The sequence below is a fragment of the Paenibacillus amylolyticus genome, from assembly GCF_001570725.1.
GTDB lineage: Bacteria > Bacillota > Bacilli > Paenibacillales > Paenibacillaceae > Paenibacillus > Paenibacillus amylolyticus_A.
In genome coordinates, this window is record NZ_BCNV01000001.1 from 2584923 (window position 1) to 2602528 (window position 17606).

Consider the following 17606-nt stretch of genomic DNA (forward strand, 5'->3'; position numbering starts at 1 on the left):
AGCGCAAAATGAGCGTGAATTTATTTTTGTGACGCAATGGGATACAATCGGCTAGTTTGTTCGAACAGTTCACCTGGCTCCAGACCGATCAATCCGATTTCTTCCGCCGGGATGCCTTCAACATTCGGGGCATTAACCAGGTTCATCTGTGGTTCAGGACAGAAGAATTCGCCACCCATGTTATTGTTCCAGATCATCCAATGTTTGTACGATGTACCCACATCATATACCAGTTTGTCTCCAGTACGATGATCCGTAAGTTCCATATAGTTACGCCCATTCTGAGGTTCTGCCGTGTAATGATTATCCATAGCTGCAAAGAACGGACTAACTCCGTCTTTCTTCAATTGTTCTTCCTCAGGTGTAAGCGGTTGAAATTGTCCAGTTGGCAACGAACGCTCATTCAATTCACGGCGTTGTCCAATCGTAATTTTGGCCGTGTAGTCCGAGGCTTGGCTGTCTGGTGCGAACGGTACAGCGATCGCCGTGTGGAATGCAAACAGGTTAGGCATGTATTCCTTACCGTTATTGCGCACGATCAATTGCTGCTGAAGTCCTTGGCTACTCAAAGAGTAACGAAGCGTTACCGTGAACGTAAACGGCAGGTACTGATGGAATGTATGTCCCTCTTTCACGTCCTGGCTAAGCAGCACATAACTCTCCAATTGGTCAGAACCATATCCCTCAACCTTCCACTCAGCATCATGCAAAAATCCATGCAGATGGTTACCTGTAGCCGGTTCGTTCACAGGCAATTGATAGACTTTACCATTCCAGGGGAAGCGACCATCCTCATAACGGTTCGGCGGAGAAAGAATTGGAATTCCATAGACCGCAGGTGCAGCCATAAACTCATCCATCTGATCCTGATTCGGCTCTCTCAAGTAACGGAATCCCTTTTCGGTATTCCGGAAAGCGACGAGGTTGGCACCCACGCTTGGAATAACTGCCGCTTCAAATTGATTAAAACGAAGCCAGACGGCCGGAATCCCTCCAAATTGTTCTTCAAATGCTGCATTTTGCTGTGTCATCGTTATATGTACCTCCTGCATACTAAGGTTATATTATACGGCTCGACTATATCATGCCCGGGCACAAAATAACAATCTATGATAGAGAACAAATTCATGATTGAGCCTCAAAAAAGACATGAAAAAGACAGCTGCAAACGGCTGCGGCTGTCTCTGTCACCATTCTTATTATGGTTCAATTAATCTACATATTTGCCGTGATCCGGCACCGTGCTCTCTTCAAAGTCCAGATCAAGCTGCTTGAGGGATTCACTTAGCATATCTCCGCTCAAGGCATGCCCATGCCCAGTAATGGCAAGTTTCGGCTCCAGATGCCTTATATGCTGAACAGATTGATGTGCAGCCTGCCAATCGGTTGTGAAATAGGACGGCGGGCCATGCAACTGTTTGTCCTGAAGTAACACACTCCACAGCGATTCCTGCTTCACCGTAATGATCGCGTCCCCTGCAATCAGCAAACGATCCGCTTCCCGAAACAGTGACACATGTCCAGGTGTGTGACCTGGCGTGTGCACCCATTCCCATCCCGATACGCCTGGAACGGAATGATCTTTCGGCAGACTGAATATCCGATCATCCAGATTGATTGCCTCATTGGGATAAGCGAATGACAATCTGGACATTAGACCTCCTCCTACAGAAGGGTCCGCCGGCGGGTAATCTTTCAATCCCGTCAAATATGGAATTTCAAGCGGGTGCGCATACACAGGTACACCCCAGAATTGTTCCAGTTCAATAACGGTTCCTACATGGTCGAAGTGACCATGTGTCAATATAATCGCAGATGGCGGACCTTGAAAACGTTCGCTTGCAACCTGAACAATATGATCCGTGAATCTCGCCATTCCGGTGTCCACGAGGACCCAGTTCCTGCTTCCTGGCTCTCCGATGAACACGACATTAACGAATAGTGTACGCAGACTGAGAATATCGGGCGCGACTTCTTCAAGCCCCGTCAACCCTTCTGTAATCAGATTGTCAGATGCCATTCACGGTTACCTCCCATTAGGCGGATTGTCTCTCTGGTTCCATTCATCTCGTAGACTTCCCTTTTCTGGATCATCTATTCAACATTTCCAATAAAATAGACGGTATACACCCTGTTTCGGGCATACACCGTCTAGTATAGTCATCGACACGACACAATAGAACAAGAATATCTCAGCCAGTTAAGCCGGATAAGCCTCCAAAGCGGCATCGAGCAATTGATTGTACAGATCGTCATCATTCTCAAGCAGCTCGTCCATACGAAGCAACTCATCTTCATCTCCGGATTGCTCGGTGAAATGCAAGCTATAGTCCCAGTCTTTTCCGTTCTTGCTCATGAAGGTAATCTCATATACTGACTTTTCGCCTTCTGTGCGGTAAACGGTATTTCCCACGTATCCTTTTTCACCTTCACGGCGCATTTCGGCACTTATAATTTCAATATTCACAATCATTCTCTCCTTTAATCTTTCATCTACAGCAGGTCTCCTACATTTCTGGTAAACCTAGTTTGGTAATTATTATTGGTTAATTGTACAATATATAACGTAGCAACGTATACCTTATTCAATGAAGGAACCATTCTGAGTCCTTACATCGTTGTAATGAGGGTTATAATACGTGTTTGAACAACATCTATAATAGCCAACAAGCTACGATATTATTATCACATTGGAGGAAAAAATAGCATGAATACTTTTGAAACGAATCTGCAGCAATATGCTGAACTGGCTGTTCAAGTCGGTGTTAATGTCCATCCTGGACAGACACTCGTGGTTAACGCTCCAATCTCGGCAGCGCATTTTGTACGACTGATTGTCAAAGCAGCTTATGGTAAAGGTGCCAAACTGGTCAAAGTAAACTGGAGCGACGAGACCGTTACACGTCTTCATTACGATCTTGCACCTGATGAAGCCTTCTCTATTGAACCGAAATGGTTTGCAGCTGAAATGACGGAACTCGTTGAAGAAGGTGCCGCTATTCTGCACGTCATCGCTGAAAATCCGGATTTGCTGAACGGAGTAGCTCAGGAACGGATTATTACTAGCCAAAAAGTGCGCGGCAAAGCGCTCGAAAAATATCGTTCTTATCAGATGGCTGACAAATTCAGCTGGTCTATCGTAGCCGTTCCTTCTCCTGAATGGGCAGCTAAAGTGTTCCCGGATCTGCCGGAAGCACAACAAGTGGATCGCCTGTGGGATGTCATTTTCAAAACAGTACGCATCGGTGAACAGGATGCTGTTGCCGAATGGAAAACCCATTTGCAAAATCTCGATTCCCGCGCCGATCTGCTGAACAACAAAAAATACAAAAAGCTCCACTATACAGCTCCAGGTACAGACCTGACCATCGAACTTCCAGAAGGCCATATCTGGGTATCCGGTGGAAGTGTGAATGAGCAAGGACATGTCTTTATTGCCAATATGCCTACGGAAGAAGTATTCACAGCTCCACTGAAAACGGGTGTTAACGGCACAGTGCGCAGCACGAAACCACTGAGCTACGGCGGCAATTTGATTGACGGATTCTCCCTTACATTTGAGAACGGTCGAATCGTAGATTACACCGCTGAGCAGGGACTGGATGCACTCAAAAACCTGATCGAGATGGATGAAGGTGCACACTATCTGGGTGAAGTAGCCCTTGTTCCACATCAGTCACCAATTTCCGATACGAATATTTTGTTCTACAATACCCTGTTTGATGAAAATGCCTCCAACCACTTGGCGATCGGTAATGCCTATGCCTTCTGTCTCGAAGGTGGTAAAACGATGTCCAAAGAAGAGTTGATTGAACGTGGCATGAATTCCAGTCTCACTCATGTAGACTTCATGATTGGATCTGGCGAAATGAATATCCACGGCGTTACCTCCGAAGGCGCGGAAGAGCCAATCTTCCTGCAAGGAAACTGGGCATTTTAATCCCATTTGATGTGATTAGAGAGAGGAGATTACTCCTCTCTTTTCCTGCGTCAACAGATTTAAAATTCAATCATTGGAGGGAACGCATATGTTAAGTTTTGAACAAAAACTGGATCGTTACGCTGAACTGGCTGTAAAAGTAGGCGCAAACGTGCAGCCAGGGCAAGTCTTTGTCATCAGTGCGATGATTGATACCGCTGAATTCGTACGCTTGCTGGTCCGCAAAGGATACGAAGCTGGCGCCAAGCAAGTTATTGTAAAATATGGAGATGAAACCGTCAATCGCTTACGGTTTGAGATGGCCCCTGAGGAATCCTTCCAAGAGCCACCGAAATGGCATGCGGCGGAGCTTGAAGAACTGGCGGCCAATAATGCAGCCTTCCTGACCGTATTGTCATCCAGCCCAGACCTGATGAAAGGTATTGACCCGGAGCGGATCTCGACACATCAGCGTGCATTTGGTCAGGCAATGGCCAAGTATCGTCAGTATCAACAAGCAGATAAAATGAGCTGGACGGGTGTAGCTTTTCCTTCCCCCGATTGGGCAGCCAAAGTATTCCCGGATCTGCCAGCAGCTGAGCAGGTTAGCCAGCTATGGGAAGCCATTTTCGCTGCGGTAAGAGCTGATCTGGAGGACCCTGTAGCGGCTTGGGAACAGCATATTGAACGATTGGAGACCAAGGCCGTTGCATTGAACAATAAGAAGTATCAAGCACTGCACTTCCTTTCTCCGGGAACGGATCTGACGGTTGAGCTTCCAGAAGGACATATCTGGGCGCAGGCAGGTAGCGTGAATGAGCAAGGTACCCCTTTTGTCGCCAATATCCCGACAGAGGAAGTATACACAGCTCCAGCCAAACTTGGTGTCAACGGTACAGTATCCAGCACCAAACCGCTCAGTTATGGTGGAAGCATCATTGATCGTTTCTCACTCACCTTCGAGAATGGACGCATTATTGATTTTCATGCGGAGGAAGGTCAGGATACGCTCGAAAGACTCATCTCCATGGATGAAGGTTCGCATTATCTTGGCGAAGTGGCTCTGGTTCCCTTCCATTCCCCGATTTCTGAGAGCGGTATCTTGTATTACACCACGTTGTATGATGAGAATGCGTCCTGTCACCTTGCGATCGGCAGTTCCTATGCATCTAATATCCAAGGTGGCAAGACGATGTCTCCCGAAGAGCTTTCAGCCCGTGGCATGAACAACAGTATCACCCATGTGGACTTCATGATGGGCTCTCCCGAGACGGACATCTACGGTATCACGGCAAACGGTGAACGCGAAGCCATCTTCCTTAAGGGAGACTGGGCATTCTAACGGTTACGGATGAGTTCTCCCCGTAATGTATTTTCACTGAACAGTCTCAAAGGCTGTCTTGCAACCATGTGTTGATGGTTGGCGAGACAGCCTTTTATTAATTTTCAGCAAACTGTCCCAGAGGCTACACACGCTCTCCTCATCTGGTTTTACTCGGACCAACCTCCCATTGTATCGTTTCCATATTATGTTGTAAAATGTAATGATACCAATGTTTGTGGATTGTTCACCAGAAAGGAGAACATCATGGCCAATCGGCTTCAGTTACTACTAGCCTCAGATTTCCATAATTTAGGCTCTGCACTTCAAGAAGAAGTGTATTATGAATATTATAATATGGTACATGGTCTCATCGTTTATATCATCAAGGAGCGTGCTGCTGCAGAAGATATTATTCAGGAAGCTTTTATCAAAATCATTAAAAACAAACCCCTTTTCGAAGACGAGGTCAAACTGAAAGCCTGGCTCAAGGTCGTCACAAGGAACACAGCTATTAATTATCTGAGAAAAAATAAAAATAACCGTAACCAAGTGGATACGGATAGTGTTTTTATAGATATGGAGACGATAAATCAGACGGCAGCTTCCGTGGAAAGCATGGTAGAAACGCAGATGATGCAAGAGTCCATTGAAAATTATCTCGGACAGCTCAAACCCGAATATCGTGTGCTGGTGGAGTTACGGTGGAAAGAAGGTCTCTCCTACCGAGAGATGGCCGAGCTGCTGAATACCTCCGAAGACATTGTGAAGCAACGCTTGTTCAGAGCCCGCGGCAGTATCAAGAAGAAATTACATAAGGAATGGGGTGGAAGCATTGAGCAAAGGCAAGTCCGATAAGCATGTGGAGCAATTCGATTCAGACCTGGAAGACGAATATTTCGATGCTGCGTTTGATCTGGCTTTTGATGAAGCTTTCCATCAGGCCGTCTCTGCCCCTTCCGCCTCCCATACCGAATCCATGCAGCAATCCTGGCAGAAGGTGCACAGGGAAATTAACAGAATCGGTTTACGTAAAAAAAGAATACGTACCTTGCGACTTTCCGTTGTCGTAGCAGCATCCGTGACCATCGGGGCCGTTATTTTCAGCCTGCCGTCCGGTACGCAAGCGGTATCCCCTTTTGTGCAATCCATCAAGGATTGGGGCAATGGCATGAAATCCATTATCATCGAGGATCGCACGACCCAACTGGGGGCTGATCCGTCAACAGCCAAAACGCCTCCACCACCGGAAACGAGCTTAGATGATATTCTTAAAGTACAAGAAGAAGAGGCTCTTAATACACCTTCGTATGAGTTATCAAGCCACCTGCTTCGTCCAGTACTTGTTACGGAAGAGATCGCACGCGAAGGGTTCATGGGTGACTTTCTGTTATCCAAGGCCATTCCCGAGCGATTCAACAAGGTCAAATTCGAACTCGTGCTCGATACTGAAAACCCTGTGAATCCAGACGATTATTATGAGTCCACACAAATGAGAGTTCAATATACCAGTGAAGGCAAGAGCATAGAGGATGAGATCATCCAGTTTGATTATGTCTATGTCATGCCTGGGGAGAAAATTGAAGGGGCCATGCTTCGTGATATGAGCACCGTAAAGCTCGCGGACGGCACGGAAGCACTGATGTATATCGGCCCACCCTATAACTCCTTTCAGTGGATGATGGGTTCCAACAATATGAGTCTGTTTGGCACCCTTTCGGAAGAAGAAATGACTGCTATTGCTAACGATTTTCAAGAGCAGAAGTTTCCAGGCAGCACCGGCCGATGAGATCAAAATAACACGGTGCCAGAGACATGTCTGCTTGTATCCGTGGTACTTCCATCATAAGCTGTATGAACACTGGTAACGCGATAATAATATCCTGGCATAACGGTCCAATCCGATGTGGCATTCAGTAAGTTTGTTTTCGTTGCAGTGTTAGAGTTGGTTTTGAAAATCACCCATGCTGTTCCTGTCCAGCGCTCAAGTCGGTAATCTACCGAAAGTGTCTTCACTTCCACATATGTCGCTGTCTTCGTATTGACGATGGCAGAAAGTCCTCCCCCAGGGATGAGTGCACCGACCGCCTGATAGATATGTCCTCGTTCCTGAGTGGTAGCAAGCGAATCAATGGTTGGTTCGGATGGCGGTGGAGCTGTAAGTGCACCAGAGGACACGTTGGTTATTGGGCTTGCATTGGCTACTTCGGCCACAGGTACAGCAAGGATCGTTGGCACCATTAACAAGGCCGCAAGGGTTACTTTTAGCATAGATGTTGTACTCTTATTATTCATTTTCCGCATATTGATCCATCCTCCGCTTCCATATTTGATTTTGTGTAAGGGTATAAACGGACGGATCGGGTGACAGGTTTCAAAAAAATTAGACGCTCCGATGTTTCTGTTGGCAGCGTCTTTTTTCTTTGCATGCATCTCCAGTATGGTTGAAACCTAAATTATTCCAGCCCGTATGTATTGGGTAATGTATGGTCGGAACCCTATTAACCAACAAGATTTGCAAATGAGGTGTATCACTTGAGTAAAATTCAATCTAAATCCAGAAGACATCGTCACAGCTCCAATCCGAATGAACTACATATCGAAGTTTCCGGCTCGTTCAAACGTGTTCTTCTTATCTTGGTGGGTATGCTTACCCTCGGGACCTTAATATATTTCTTGGCTACAGCTCGGGAGAGCTGGATAAGCATGGGGCTTGACCGCTATGTATTACCCTTTATGATCTGGGGACTTGTACTGTCCCCCATCCTTGCTTTTCTTTTCTTCAAGCAGAGTGGCCGAACCCTTTCCCATGTCAAATTTTTACGAGTTTTCGGGATTGCTTTCTCCCTTCTGCCTCTGGCACTTCTGTTTTATGTGTTACCTGTTACACTTGGCATGGTGAATGATCACCTAACCCAATATAAGCAAAATCCGGTGTTATCCACTACTAAGGTGGGGGACTACAATTCTTACGAGGTTACTTTCGTCGATACACATATGTACGAAATCATCACCATTAAGACACCAACAACAACCCAATCCACTCGAAAAAAGTTGAATATCAAGCATGATCTAGCTCCGGGAGAGAATGTTTACGTCACTTATAAGCGAATTTCTATCAAAAATAGCTTGGTCACGGAGAATCGTTACGCCGATGTTGTCATTCATGCACCCAAAGAATCATGAGCATGCAAAAAAGCTGTACGATGACCATTACGTCATCATACAGCTTCATCCGTTACAATTTCGATCCGGCTACGCGCCTTCTTCTTCAACTAACAGTTCCAGCTTAATCACATTCACTCGAGAGATCCGCTTGTGCTCTGTCTCTTGAATGACAAATACATACCCTCCATACTCAACCGATTGACCGACCTCAGGTGGTATGGCATCTACTCTCGAGTATAGCCAGCCCCCGATGGTATCGTAATCGGCACGATCCATCTCTAGTCCGAATCTTTCACTGACTTCTTCAATCAGCATCAATCCATCAATAGAGTATTCCATCTCATCCACTTGCTCAATGGCAGGACGTTCATGGTCGAATTCATCCTGAATCTCGCCTACGATCTCTTCCATGATATCTTCAAGCGTGACAAGCCCGGAGGTTCCCCCGTATTCATCAATTAGAATCGCAATCTGTGTCTTGCTACGCTGCATACGCTTGAGTAGATCACTGATCAGTGTGGTATCTGGTACAGCCAGGATCGGCCGGATTACGGAGATGGTATCCGTAAGTTGGGATCGCATCAAATCCTTAATGTGAATAAAGCCGATAATATGGTCCTTGTCTCCGTTATACACCGGATACCTTGTTCGCATACTATCACTGGCAATCTCCAAATTTTCCAGCATGGACTCATTGGCGTTCAGACAAATCATTTCCGTCCGCGGAATCATAATTTCACGGGCGGTTGTATCCGTAAAATCAAATATATTATCAACAAGTGCTAATTCAGTGTTATCAATTAAACCGCTCTTATTGCTTTCTTTCATCAGAATACGTATTTCATCTTCGCTATGTGCGGAGTCGATCTCCGAAGCTGGTGCCATCCGGAATAGTCTCAACAAGCCGTTAGCCATACCGTTCAGGGCCCATATGAATGGGTACATTAACTTGTAGAAGAACGTTAGCAAGGCTGCAGACCACAGCGTGATCGTTTCAGATTTTCGAATCGCCATCGTTTTGGGAGCAAGTTCCCCCAGTACAATATGCAGGATCGTTATAATTACAAATGCAATGGCAATAGAGATTCCATGAACGTAAACTGGTCCCAGTCCAAATGCGGTAAACATGGGCTCTAACAGATGTGCAATTGCCGGTTCTCCCAACCATCCAAGTCCCAGTGAAGCCAGCGTTATACCTAATTGGCAAGCTGACAGATATGCATCCATATTGCGTACGATATTGGAAGCATATATTGCATTTTTGTTGCCCGTTTCCACCAAAGCCTCAATCCGACTTCCACGAACTTTCACCATCGCGAATTCCGCCGACACAAAGAAACCATTCATTAATACAAGTAAACCAATTAACAATAAATTCAATATACTCGGTAAGGGGTCACTCAAATTGTCATCCTATTCGCCGTCATTCTTCGGCAAATAGGTCCACCTCCTTCGAAAATGTAGGATATTAGCCATTCTGCCGTTCATATGCAATTTCAACTTCCCAATGCTTCCACCTCCACCCGGTTCTGTCGAATAACAAAGATATGCTTCTTTTATTATATAATTCTACACTACACAGTCAATCCGTGTCCTATGACAACGAAATGGCACAAACGCCTGTTTTCTTTTACAAAAGTAACGATTACGCTGTTTTTTTAACATTTTGCAAACAATGAATTAACCAAACGCAAGAGAGTATCCTCACTCATGCTTCGACATGGCTGGATACTCTCTTTATTTATTACTTTTATATAGCATAGAAGTATAGGACCATTGCCCAAAACTCTATATCTTTTCCTCTATTTCCTATGTCGACTCAATCTCGTTTACGGTCTCAGAAGCTGGGTTCCAGCGCCACTTCGCTTGTTCCCCCCTTTCGTTATGCAATCCACCGATCCAGAATTCATCTTGCTTCAACAGCGCCCAATCGGCCTCTCCACTCAGCACCTGAATCCCAAGTTCCGTCAGCGACAGGACTGCGTCACCGAATTTTTCATCATGTTGCCTGAAGTTAGGAAAAATTGTTGCACCAGTCAACTGAAGCAGCGCATACGGTCCTTCTGTCATTCGCTTCAGGTGTGCCCAGTATTCAAGATCACCCATCCCGAGAATATGCAGCTTGTTCCCTACCTCTTGAAACAAAGGATATGGACGCTCCACACCTGCTTTAATGGTCTCCAGTGTCGTCTGCTCAATGACTCCCAAGCCGTTTGATACAGATGGCAGACGAGACAAGTGAGCTTTGAACGCAGCGTTCGCAAAGGGGAGCGCAGAAGTGTCTGCCTGCAAGTAATCCAGATGATGCCGGATATCAGATGACGTATAGGCTTCCCAGAACTGTGCACCTGCCTGTAGCTCGTCCGTATCAATCACATGCCAACTGCCGGACAGACGTTCGATCTGTGTGGAGGTTAGTTGACCCAGTCCCCTAAAGTGCTCGATCTCTGGATATGAGTCAATACAGAGCAGATTCAGCTTCGTATTCTGGAGTGCTTGTCCTTTGAAATAATGTAATAGGTACGATAACATCGTCTGATCATAGAGATCATATTCGAACCATAAGACAATCTCTTTATATTGTTGAAACGAATGCAACTTGCGTTCAAGCTCCTCGATCTGCAAGTATTCCTTCTGTGGAATGCCCAACTCCCGCTCTAACACGGATGCCCGATTCTTCCGCTCCTTTACATCTCCCATATTTTTGGCTACTGGCCCGAACGTGTACAATTCTCTCCATACGAGAATATCTCCCTCGATTCCACTCTCTCTTAGACGATTCGCAGCGTGATCCCCGTTCATAATGTGTAACAATCCTTTTCCTCCTTCATACAAGTCACTGAACACCGATACTAGGTCCCTCACTGGCATAGAGCGCTTGAGTTTGGATCGGGCATCGAACAATCTTTTCTTTAATGCAGGTACCTTGACCCCGAGGAAATCCGATATTTCCTTGAGTGAGTATCCATCCAAATAAAACAGTTCAACAGCAATCCGCATTGATGATGGCAGTATTGCAATCGAATCACGCAACGTTCGATGCATTTCGTTTTGTACCGCTTGTTCTTCTGGATTATGCGACTGATCCTCTTCATGAAATACATGCTCCAGCCCCTGAACGGGAATCATCGTATGCTGCTTGCGTCTTAGCCAGCGATAACACTGCCTCTCCACGATCACCTTGAACCACCCGGGAAAAGCCTCCGAATCTTCCAGCTTGGACAGATTGCCAAAGGCCTCAGTAAACGCCTCCTGCACGACATCTTCTGCCCAGAATGTATCCCCCAACCGATTGTAGGCAACAGCAAGAGCCATCCCGCGATATTGAGACATCAGTTGTGTGTAAGCTTCGGGTTCGCCTTTCATCGCTCCTTCAATCCATGACTTCAAACTATGGACTCCCTTCATATAGGCATATTGCTTGTTCTATTCATATATAAGTGCCATGTTTTTATCAAAAGGTTACGTCTTACTCGATCATATGTAATCGTTTTGCACAAATACTTATGTAAAAAGCTGTCCCGTCTGCGGATATCCACATTCAGGACAGCATGTAATTCAGTATGTGTTATTCATATCAAATATCAATCAAACTGATGAGGCGCCAATGATCATCTGCTTGGAGCTTGTGGGTAGTTTCCTACTACGCCAGGATACTGATACAACAACGGCTCATCAAATGTAGCATAGTCGAAGTTGACCATCAACAACATGATCCGTCTTCCTGTCTTCGGGTCGCTGATGATAATATGGTCACGTCCCGCTGCTTCAATGATACCTTGGAATATGCGAGCGTTCCACTCTTTGTTGCCTTCGTATGTCATGTAGAACGTACCGAATTTCCCTAGGTTCAGACGCAAAATATTTTCAATGTACGACTGCTCAAACTGTGGAGCCGTTGTAGTGATGACTGCACCCGTTGGTGTCATTGGGCTTCCGCTGGATACGAGTGGGGGTACACTTGTGGAGCTTGGTGATACCATACCTGGTGTTACTGACATGGAAGGCATTCCGTTACCGATTTTGTAAGACGTACCTTGAACCTGAGAATTGGCTTGTTGGCCTAACACGGAATTCGCTTGCTGACCCAATGTTTGAGTCGATGGTTGATAAGGCTGATTAATCATGGTGATTCCTCCCCAAATTTAATATACTTCCGGACAGTCTTCGCCTGAAGGACTGAAGAAACAATGCGCTTTGAAACGTCCTGTATTTTGCTGGTTATACCACGTTTCAGGACACTCGCCCACAGGTCGGAAGAACCACAATGAATTGCTGGCAGGCCAGAAACGCTCTCCATTGATCACACGTTGTGCCAGACGAATCTCGGACTGTCTTGCCCGCTGGTAGAAGTAACCCTTCTGTGTGGACTCGTAGCCTCCTGGATTCTGGAATACCATACGATTGATATCGCGAATATCCTTAAAGTCCAGGCAATCCACCAGTACCCGGTTCACACTTACATTGCCCACAAGCAACATACCTTGTTCGCCGTCACCTTCAGCCTCCGCCCTCATTAGCCTAGCCAATAGCTTGACGTCCTCTGAGTTGGCTTTAATAACAGCCATATTCTGTTTCCTCCCTTGTTTCAGCTGTTCATCACCGTACATCGTATTGTGCAGGAGCCCATTCGGTGACACGATTCCATCTTTTTTCCATAAAAAAAAGCCCGGAACCTCACCCAAGGTGAAGTCCCAAAGCCATTTATTTCTTATATTACTCGCCTGTTTAAGGCTTGGCTTGAATCCAGTAATCATAGGCATGTACAATATTGCCCTGGTAAGCTTGATATTCGGCCAGCAGATCGGGAAGCTTGGCAAGTTGAAGCTCCATCTCTGCTGCCCCCTTCTCATAAAATGAAATATGAGGACCTTCGTGGTTCTCTTTCATTTCTACCGAAATCATTAACCTTTTGCCCAAACGATCCGCGATCTCCATCTCCTGACTCACCACAGCAGCAATGCCATTGGAACCTTCCGCTTTGTTACGGAAAGCCATCATCGACACATGATCGAGTGTATCAATCATAAACTCTGTCACAGACATATCTTTGCCCGGCAACGGGAAGGTATCCAGCCAGACAGCAAGATCTGCACTCGTTTCGAGATCACTATCCTTCTTCGTCTCTTCCTGGAAAAAAGTAATGTTGGCAGCCCATTCGGTCAACAGGTTATTCCGGTTGCTCTCCCACTCCGGCAAGGTATAAGGCTCAATATCCAGATGGATGCCTTCAAATTGTTCATCCGGTTCGGATTCAGCATTATAATTTTTCACATAATCTATTAAGCGCTGTATCCGTGGACGATTCTCCTTCTTGCCCCAGATCGGGTGCCCACCCATCGCATGGATTTCAATGCCCTGTGCTTTGGCCCGTTTTACAAAACTTCGGTAACTGGAATAGGGTTGATCCAGATCCAAGCGAACGTACAACCAGTTAATGTTCTGCTCTCTCGCAAACGCTAGGATGTGCTCGCCTCCGTCATTCGTCACCTGAGAGGCCTCCCAAATATATGTTCCCCGAATCTCTGGCTGGTTGGATGGAATCTCCGGTGATGGCAGTTCCGACGGCTCCAGTTGTCCCCAGTATACAATGTCATGTACAGCAGAACCGGCGTAGGAAGTATGTTCGCTGAATGCAGAGGCAACTTCTTCAATAACACTTTCCAGCTGCGCCGCCCCTTTACCGGCAAATGTCGTGAACTCCTCGCCAGGCATGGGCTTGGTGTTCAACCCAACCGTGATGCTCGCATTACTGGCATCAGCCCAGTTTAGTTCCTGTTCAATTAAACGTATAATGCCATTGTTGCCTTGCGCGTTATCACGGTAAGCGAGTAAAGTGACATGGTCCACATGTTCAATAAACCAACGTGACAATGGTTCGTTATCCGCATCCTCAGAAGTTCTATTCCCTGTGACGGTGTACGAATCCAGCCAAAATGGCAGGTCAACATTCACAGCAACTGCGCCATCCTGTCTCACTTGCTCAAATAACAAATTCATATTGGTCACCCAGGATTGAACCAGTGGCTTGGCATCTTCTTTCCAGGCTGGTAAAACGTAAGGCTTAATATCCAGATGTATGGCATCAAATCGCTCATTGGGCTCCGCATCCAGATTATAATCACTAACCCACGAGGCTAATCTGAGCATGGGACCTTCACGGCCACTGACCGCCCAAGATGGATCGCCGCCTAGCGCTTCAACCGCAATACCCGCACGGCTTGCTTTGGCTATAAACGTCTGGTATACCTCTTTGGACAGCGTCATGTCTACATTCACGTAGAGTCTATTTATCTTATGTTTAGCTGCGTTGGCCAGCAGCTCATCTCCGTTGCTAACAGACTGTGCCTGCCATACCCAGGCCGCCCGTATATCCGCGCCGTCAGCTTCAGCAGGTGACTCATTCCCTATCATTATCATCCCTCCGATCAGCAGTAACAGCCAAAATACCTTCCGGGATTGTTTCCCGAACATATACTCCCTCCATTCCTCTACTGTTGTAAAATCACATTTATTATAGCAACCGAGTTAGTAAAAACAAATAAGCCCAAGTGCTTAACTTGGGCTTATTACTCTTATGTTAGGATATTATGAGACTCGCCCGGCTCTATCCCGGTTCTAGTCCTCATATATCATTTTTCGGGTCATGCCTCCATCAATAACGAGGTTGGTCCCTGTGACAAAGGTATTGCTTGGATCAGATAAATATAGACAAGCACGGGAGATATCCGAAGGTACACCTACACGACCGGAGGGATGCTGTTCATGATCCTCCTTTTTCAGTTTCTCCACGTCTCCTGTCTCAATCCATCCCGGACTGATACAATTGACCCGAATTTGGTCTTTGCCCAGTGAGACTGCCAGCGCATGCGTCAGAGCCACAATTGCCCCTTTGGAGGCAGCATAGGCTTCGGTATCCGGCTCAGACATTAGTGCACGGGTAGAAGCCATGTTGATAATGGCACCCCCGTATTCGTTGCTTTTCATATGTTTGGCTGCTTCCCTACTCGCCAAAAAGCAACTTCTCACATTGGTATTGAGTACATCGTCCCATTCTTCCAGCGTTAGCTCATAGGGAGACTTCCATTTTGCAAGTCCTGCATTATTCACCAGAACATCGATTTGCTTAAATTCTTCCACGGTGGTCCGAAAAAGATTCGTAATATCCTGCTCGCTCCGAACATCACATTGAACAAAGATGGCTTCTCCGCCTTCATTACGAATGGAAGCTGCGGCTGCTGCACCCTCGGCTTCCTTGTTGTCAGCAAGAACAACTTTGGCCCCAGCGACCGCATAAGCCTCAGCCACACTGCGTCCTATTCCCTGAGCAGCACCGGTTACAACAACGACCTGATCTGTAAATGACATATTCATTTCCTCCTCTATGGTAATGATCCTGCGATCATAATCTGATTAAGCCTCTTCTTATATAAAAACACGTTAGGCCCATTAAGAAACGCTTGTCCGGCAAATAATCAAAAAAAGCTCACGCCATCCTGGCGCAAGCTGCTCGGTTTAACCGCGTAGGCGTTCGGAATATACACGATTATATCGCTCGAAGCCGACATAACGCGTTCCTTTGAATGAGAGCCGTCCTTCATCTCCCTCAGCGCACAAACATACTCTTCGCCATTGACTTTGAATTCGAGCCGATCTCCACTCTCTACCTCAAAGGTGACGTAATATAAGGTTCGTGCTGTACTGCCTGGTTCAGTTTGCGACTGACTCATCTTCATCCGTCTGCTGGTGATTCGTGAAGGTACGGTCAGCAGTGGCTCTGAGTTGTTACGCCCCCACCTCCGTACCTCTTTTCCCATCGACAGAAGAACTATACCTATAAGCAGAACAAATACAACCGGAAAGACGGTTCCAAACAAATCAAACATCCAGGATGATTCAATGCCCATGTCTCTCCCTCCGTTCATACAACTTAGGACAGCCGGAGTCTTGACCCGTCTCCTGTAATGTATATGCGGACGTACACAGAACTTGTTAACCCGATTAAATATTTGAGCGATTAAATCTACACTGGAAGTACGACGATATATGAGTTTTGACAAAAAGGTAACCATGATCTCCATAACGTATTCAGTTCACTAATGCTGATTTTCCGATTGTAATATTTTTCATCACAATTCATCTTGTGATCTAACGATTCGGCCAAGTAAAAATGCGTTTCATCATAGCCAACGACAGGAACAAAATGCAAATAACGTTGTTTAGGATGTACTTTAATAAATAAAATAACGGGCACCCCTTGGCTGATCTGCTTCTTCAACGTATTCACATTCCCACGTAAGTACATTGCCTCATATCCAAGCTTTCTGAAGAAAACAACGACCGCTTTGGGATATACCGTCCCATCCAGCAATTTGCGAGGATAGGTTTCATAGAGCTTTGTCCCGTTGGACTCCACCCCGAAATGTCTCAAGACGAACGCACTGGAAAATGCAGCGCATTCATAGTTTTTCTGAATATCCAATCGATTGGGAGATTGAATATGGCAAGTGCTTGGCACATTGACTTTGTACATGCGATCTTTCTTGGGAAAACTGAAATGAAGGGAGATCACCCAGAGAATAATCAACCAAAGTAATACATTGAGAAACAATTCGTGACCTCCTTCGTCTCATCAGACGATGTACTCTACCTTTTAAGTATGCCATTCACTAGACAGCAGACTATACGTCACAATATTCTCATAATGATCGTAGACCCATTGAGCTTCTCTGGATGTACCTTCATTTGAAAATCCCATTTTCTCAGGTATAGCTCTGCTTTTAAAGTTGTTTTCTGCACATTGAATGATCACACGATTTAACTTCAACTCTTTAAAGAGATATTTAAGCAATTGTTCTATTGATTTGGTAATGATTCCTTTGCCCTGTGCTGACTCTGCTAAAAAATATCCAATACTCGTCGCTCTATTATTCCAATCAATATAGTGCAGTCCTAACATCCCGACCAATTGTTCATTGCACCATATTCCGGAATCAAAACCGTTCCTCTCTTCATAATGATGTGCCCATACATCTATTACAGAATCCAAGTCTTTGGGCGATTGTCGTTTATCGACCCAGAGTAACCACGCTCTCAAGTACTTTCTATTCTCATCAATTAATGCATACAACTCATCTCTATCTCGAGATTGGATCAGCCGTAATACAATAGATTCATTCACTTGAAAAGGTAGCATCA

The 17606-nt window shown here is 45.8% G+C and carries 17 protein-coding genes and 1 pseudogene; 5 read left to right on the plus strand and 13 right to left on the minus strand.

Features of this window, described 5'->3' with window-relative positions:
- Nucleotides 1–20: 20 nt before the first annotated feature.
- From PAHA3_RS11265 to PAHA3_RS11275, 3 genes are all read right to left on the minus strand, one after another.
- Nucleotides 21–1031 (minus strand): aldose 1-epimerase, encoded by a 1011-nt coding sequence (locus PAHA3_RS11265; RefSeq protein WP_062834814.1) that lies wholly within the window; start codon nt 1029–1031, stop codon nt 21–23.
- 179 nt (nt 1032–1210) lie between these two features.
- On the minus strand, nt 1211–2020 hold the full coding sequence (locus tag PAHA3_RS11270; protein WP_062834815.1) for an MBL fold metallo-hydrolase: 810 nt from the start codon (nt 2018–2020) through the stop codon (nt 1211–1213).
- A 180-nt stretch (nt 2021–2200) separates the two neighbouring features.
- The gene (locus PAHA3_RS11275; RefSeq protein WP_062834816.1) at nt 2201–2473 is read right to left on the minus strand and encodes a hypothetical protein; all 273 of its coding nucleotides are present in this window, start codon (nt 2471–2473) and stop codon (nt 2201–2203) included.
- A 234-nt stretch (nt 2474–2707) separates the two neighbouring features.
- On the opposite strand from PAHA3_RS11275, the gene PAHA3_RS11280 reads away from it, so the two are divergent.
- The 4 genes from PAHA3_RS11280 to PAHA3_RS11295 all read left to right on the plus strand — a co-directional run bounded on the left by PAHA3_RS11280 (nt 2708) and on the right by PAHA3_RS11295 (nt 7029).
- On the plus strand, nt 2708–3940 hold the full coding sequence (locus PAHA3_RS11280; protein ID WP_062834817.1) for an aminopeptidase: 1233 nt from the start codon (nt 2708–2710) through the stop codon (nt 3938–3940).
- 88 nt (nt 3941–4028) lie between these two features.
- The gene (locus PAHA3_RS11285; RefSeq protein ID WP_062834818.1) at nt 4029–5261 is read left to right on the plus strand and encodes an aminopeptidase; all 1233 of its coding nucleotides are present in this window, start codon (nt 4029–4031) and stop codon (nt 5259–5261) included.
- 246 nt (nt 5262–5507) lie between these two features.
- Nucleotides 5508–6098 carry an RNA polymerase sigma factor gene (locus PAHA3_RS11290; RefSeq protein WP_062834819.1) on the plus strand — a complete coding sequence of 197 codons (591 nt, stop codon included), beginning with the start codon at nt 5508–5510 and terminating at the stop codon, nt 6096–6098.
- Nucleotides 6076–7029 (plus strand): hypothetical protein, encoded by a 954-nt coding sequence (locus PAHA3_RS11295; protein ID WP_062834820.1) that lies wholly within the window; start codon nt 6076–6078, stop codon nt 7027–7029. Before PAHA3_RS11290 ends, PAHA3_RS11295 begins: the two co-directional genes overlap by 23 nt.
- 2 nt (nt 7030–7031) lie before the next feature.
- Here the strand turns inward: PAHA3_RS11295 and PAHA3_RS11300 are convergent, their stop codons facing one another.
- Nucleotides 7032–7511 (minus strand): hypothetical protein, encoded by a 480-nt coding sequence (locus PAHA3_RS11300; RefSeq protein ID WP_153028199.1) that lies wholly within the window; start codon nt 7509–7511, stop codon nt 7032–7034.
- Nucleotides 7512–7775: 264 nt separating this feature from the next.
- On the opposite strand from PAHA3_RS11300, the gene PAHA3_RS11305 reads away from it, so the two are divergent.
- Complete coding sequence (locus PAHA3_RS11305) at nt 7776–8426, plus strand: hypothetical protein (RefSeq protein ID WP_153028200.1); 651 nt, start codon at nt 7776–7778, stop codon at nt 8424–8426.
- A gap of 69 nt (nt 8427–8495) precedes the next feature.
- On the opposite strand, the gene PAHA3_RS11310 is transcribed toward PAHA3_RS11305, so the two are convergent.
- The 9 genes and pseudogenes from PAHA3_RS11310 to PAHA3_RS11350 all read right to left on the minus strand — a co-directional run bounded on the left by PAHA3_RS11310 (nt 8496) and on the right by PAHA3_RS11350 (nt 17604).
- Nucleotides 8496–9812: a hemolysin family protein gene (locus PAHA3_RS11310; RefSeq protein WP_062834823.1), complete on the minus strand. Its 1317-nt coding sequence runs from the start codon at nt 9810–9812 to the stop codon at nt 8496–8498.
- Nucleotides 9813–10217: 405 nt separating this feature from the next.
- Entirely contained in the window at nt 10218–11798 is a 1581-nt protein-coding gene (locus tag PAHA3_RS11315) for a sigma-70 family RNA polymerase sigma factor (RefSeq protein WP_062834824.1), read from the minus strand.
- Nucleotides 11799–12019: 221 nt separating this feature from the next.
- A complete protein-coding gene (gene gerQ, locus PAHA3_RS11320; RefSeq protein WP_076331609.1) occupies nt 12020–12535 on the minus strand; it encodes a spore coat protein GerQ in 516 nt (171 codons plus the stop codon).
- A gap of 18 nt (nt 12536–12553) precedes the next feature.
- Complete coding sequence (locus PAHA3_RS11325) at nt 12554–12976, minus strand: cell wall hydrolase (RefSeq protein ID WP_062836075.1); 423 nt, start codon at nt 12974–12976, stop codon at nt 12554–12556.
- Nucleotides 12977–13136: 160 nt separating this feature from the next.
- Nucleotides 13137–14822 carry a hypothetical protein gene (locus tag PAHA3_RS11330; protein ID WP_153028201.1) on the minus strand — a complete coding sequence of 562 codons (1686 nt, stop codon included), beginning with the start codon at nt 14820–14822 and terminating at the stop codon, nt 13137–13139.
- Nucleotides 14823–15026: 204 nt separating this feature from the next.
- A complete protein-coding gene (locus PAHA3_RS11335; RefSeq protein ID WP_062834826.1) occupies nt 15027–15776 on the minus strand; it encodes a glucose 1-dehydrogenase in 750 nt (249 codons plus the stop codon).
- Nucleotides 15777–15923: 147 nt separating this feature from the next.
- Nucleotides 15924–16315, minus strand: a pseudogene (locus PAHA3_RS11340) (DUF2500 domain-containing protein).
- A gap of 116 nt (nt 16316–16431) precedes the next feature.
- Nucleotides 16432–17019 (minus strand): C39 family peptidase, encoded by a 588-nt coding sequence (locus PAHA3_RS11345; RefSeq protein ID WP_062834827.1) that lies wholly within the window; start codon nt 17017–17019, stop codon nt 16432–16434.
- A gap of 42 nt (nt 17020–17061) precedes the next feature.
- Nucleotides 17062–17604, minus strand: a complete 543-nt coding sequence (locus tag PAHA3_RS11350; RefSeq protein WP_062834828.1) for a GNAT family N-acetyltransferase — start codon at nt 17602–17604, stop codon at nt 17062–17064.
- Between the last annotated feature and the right edge of the window lie 2 nt (nt 17605–17606).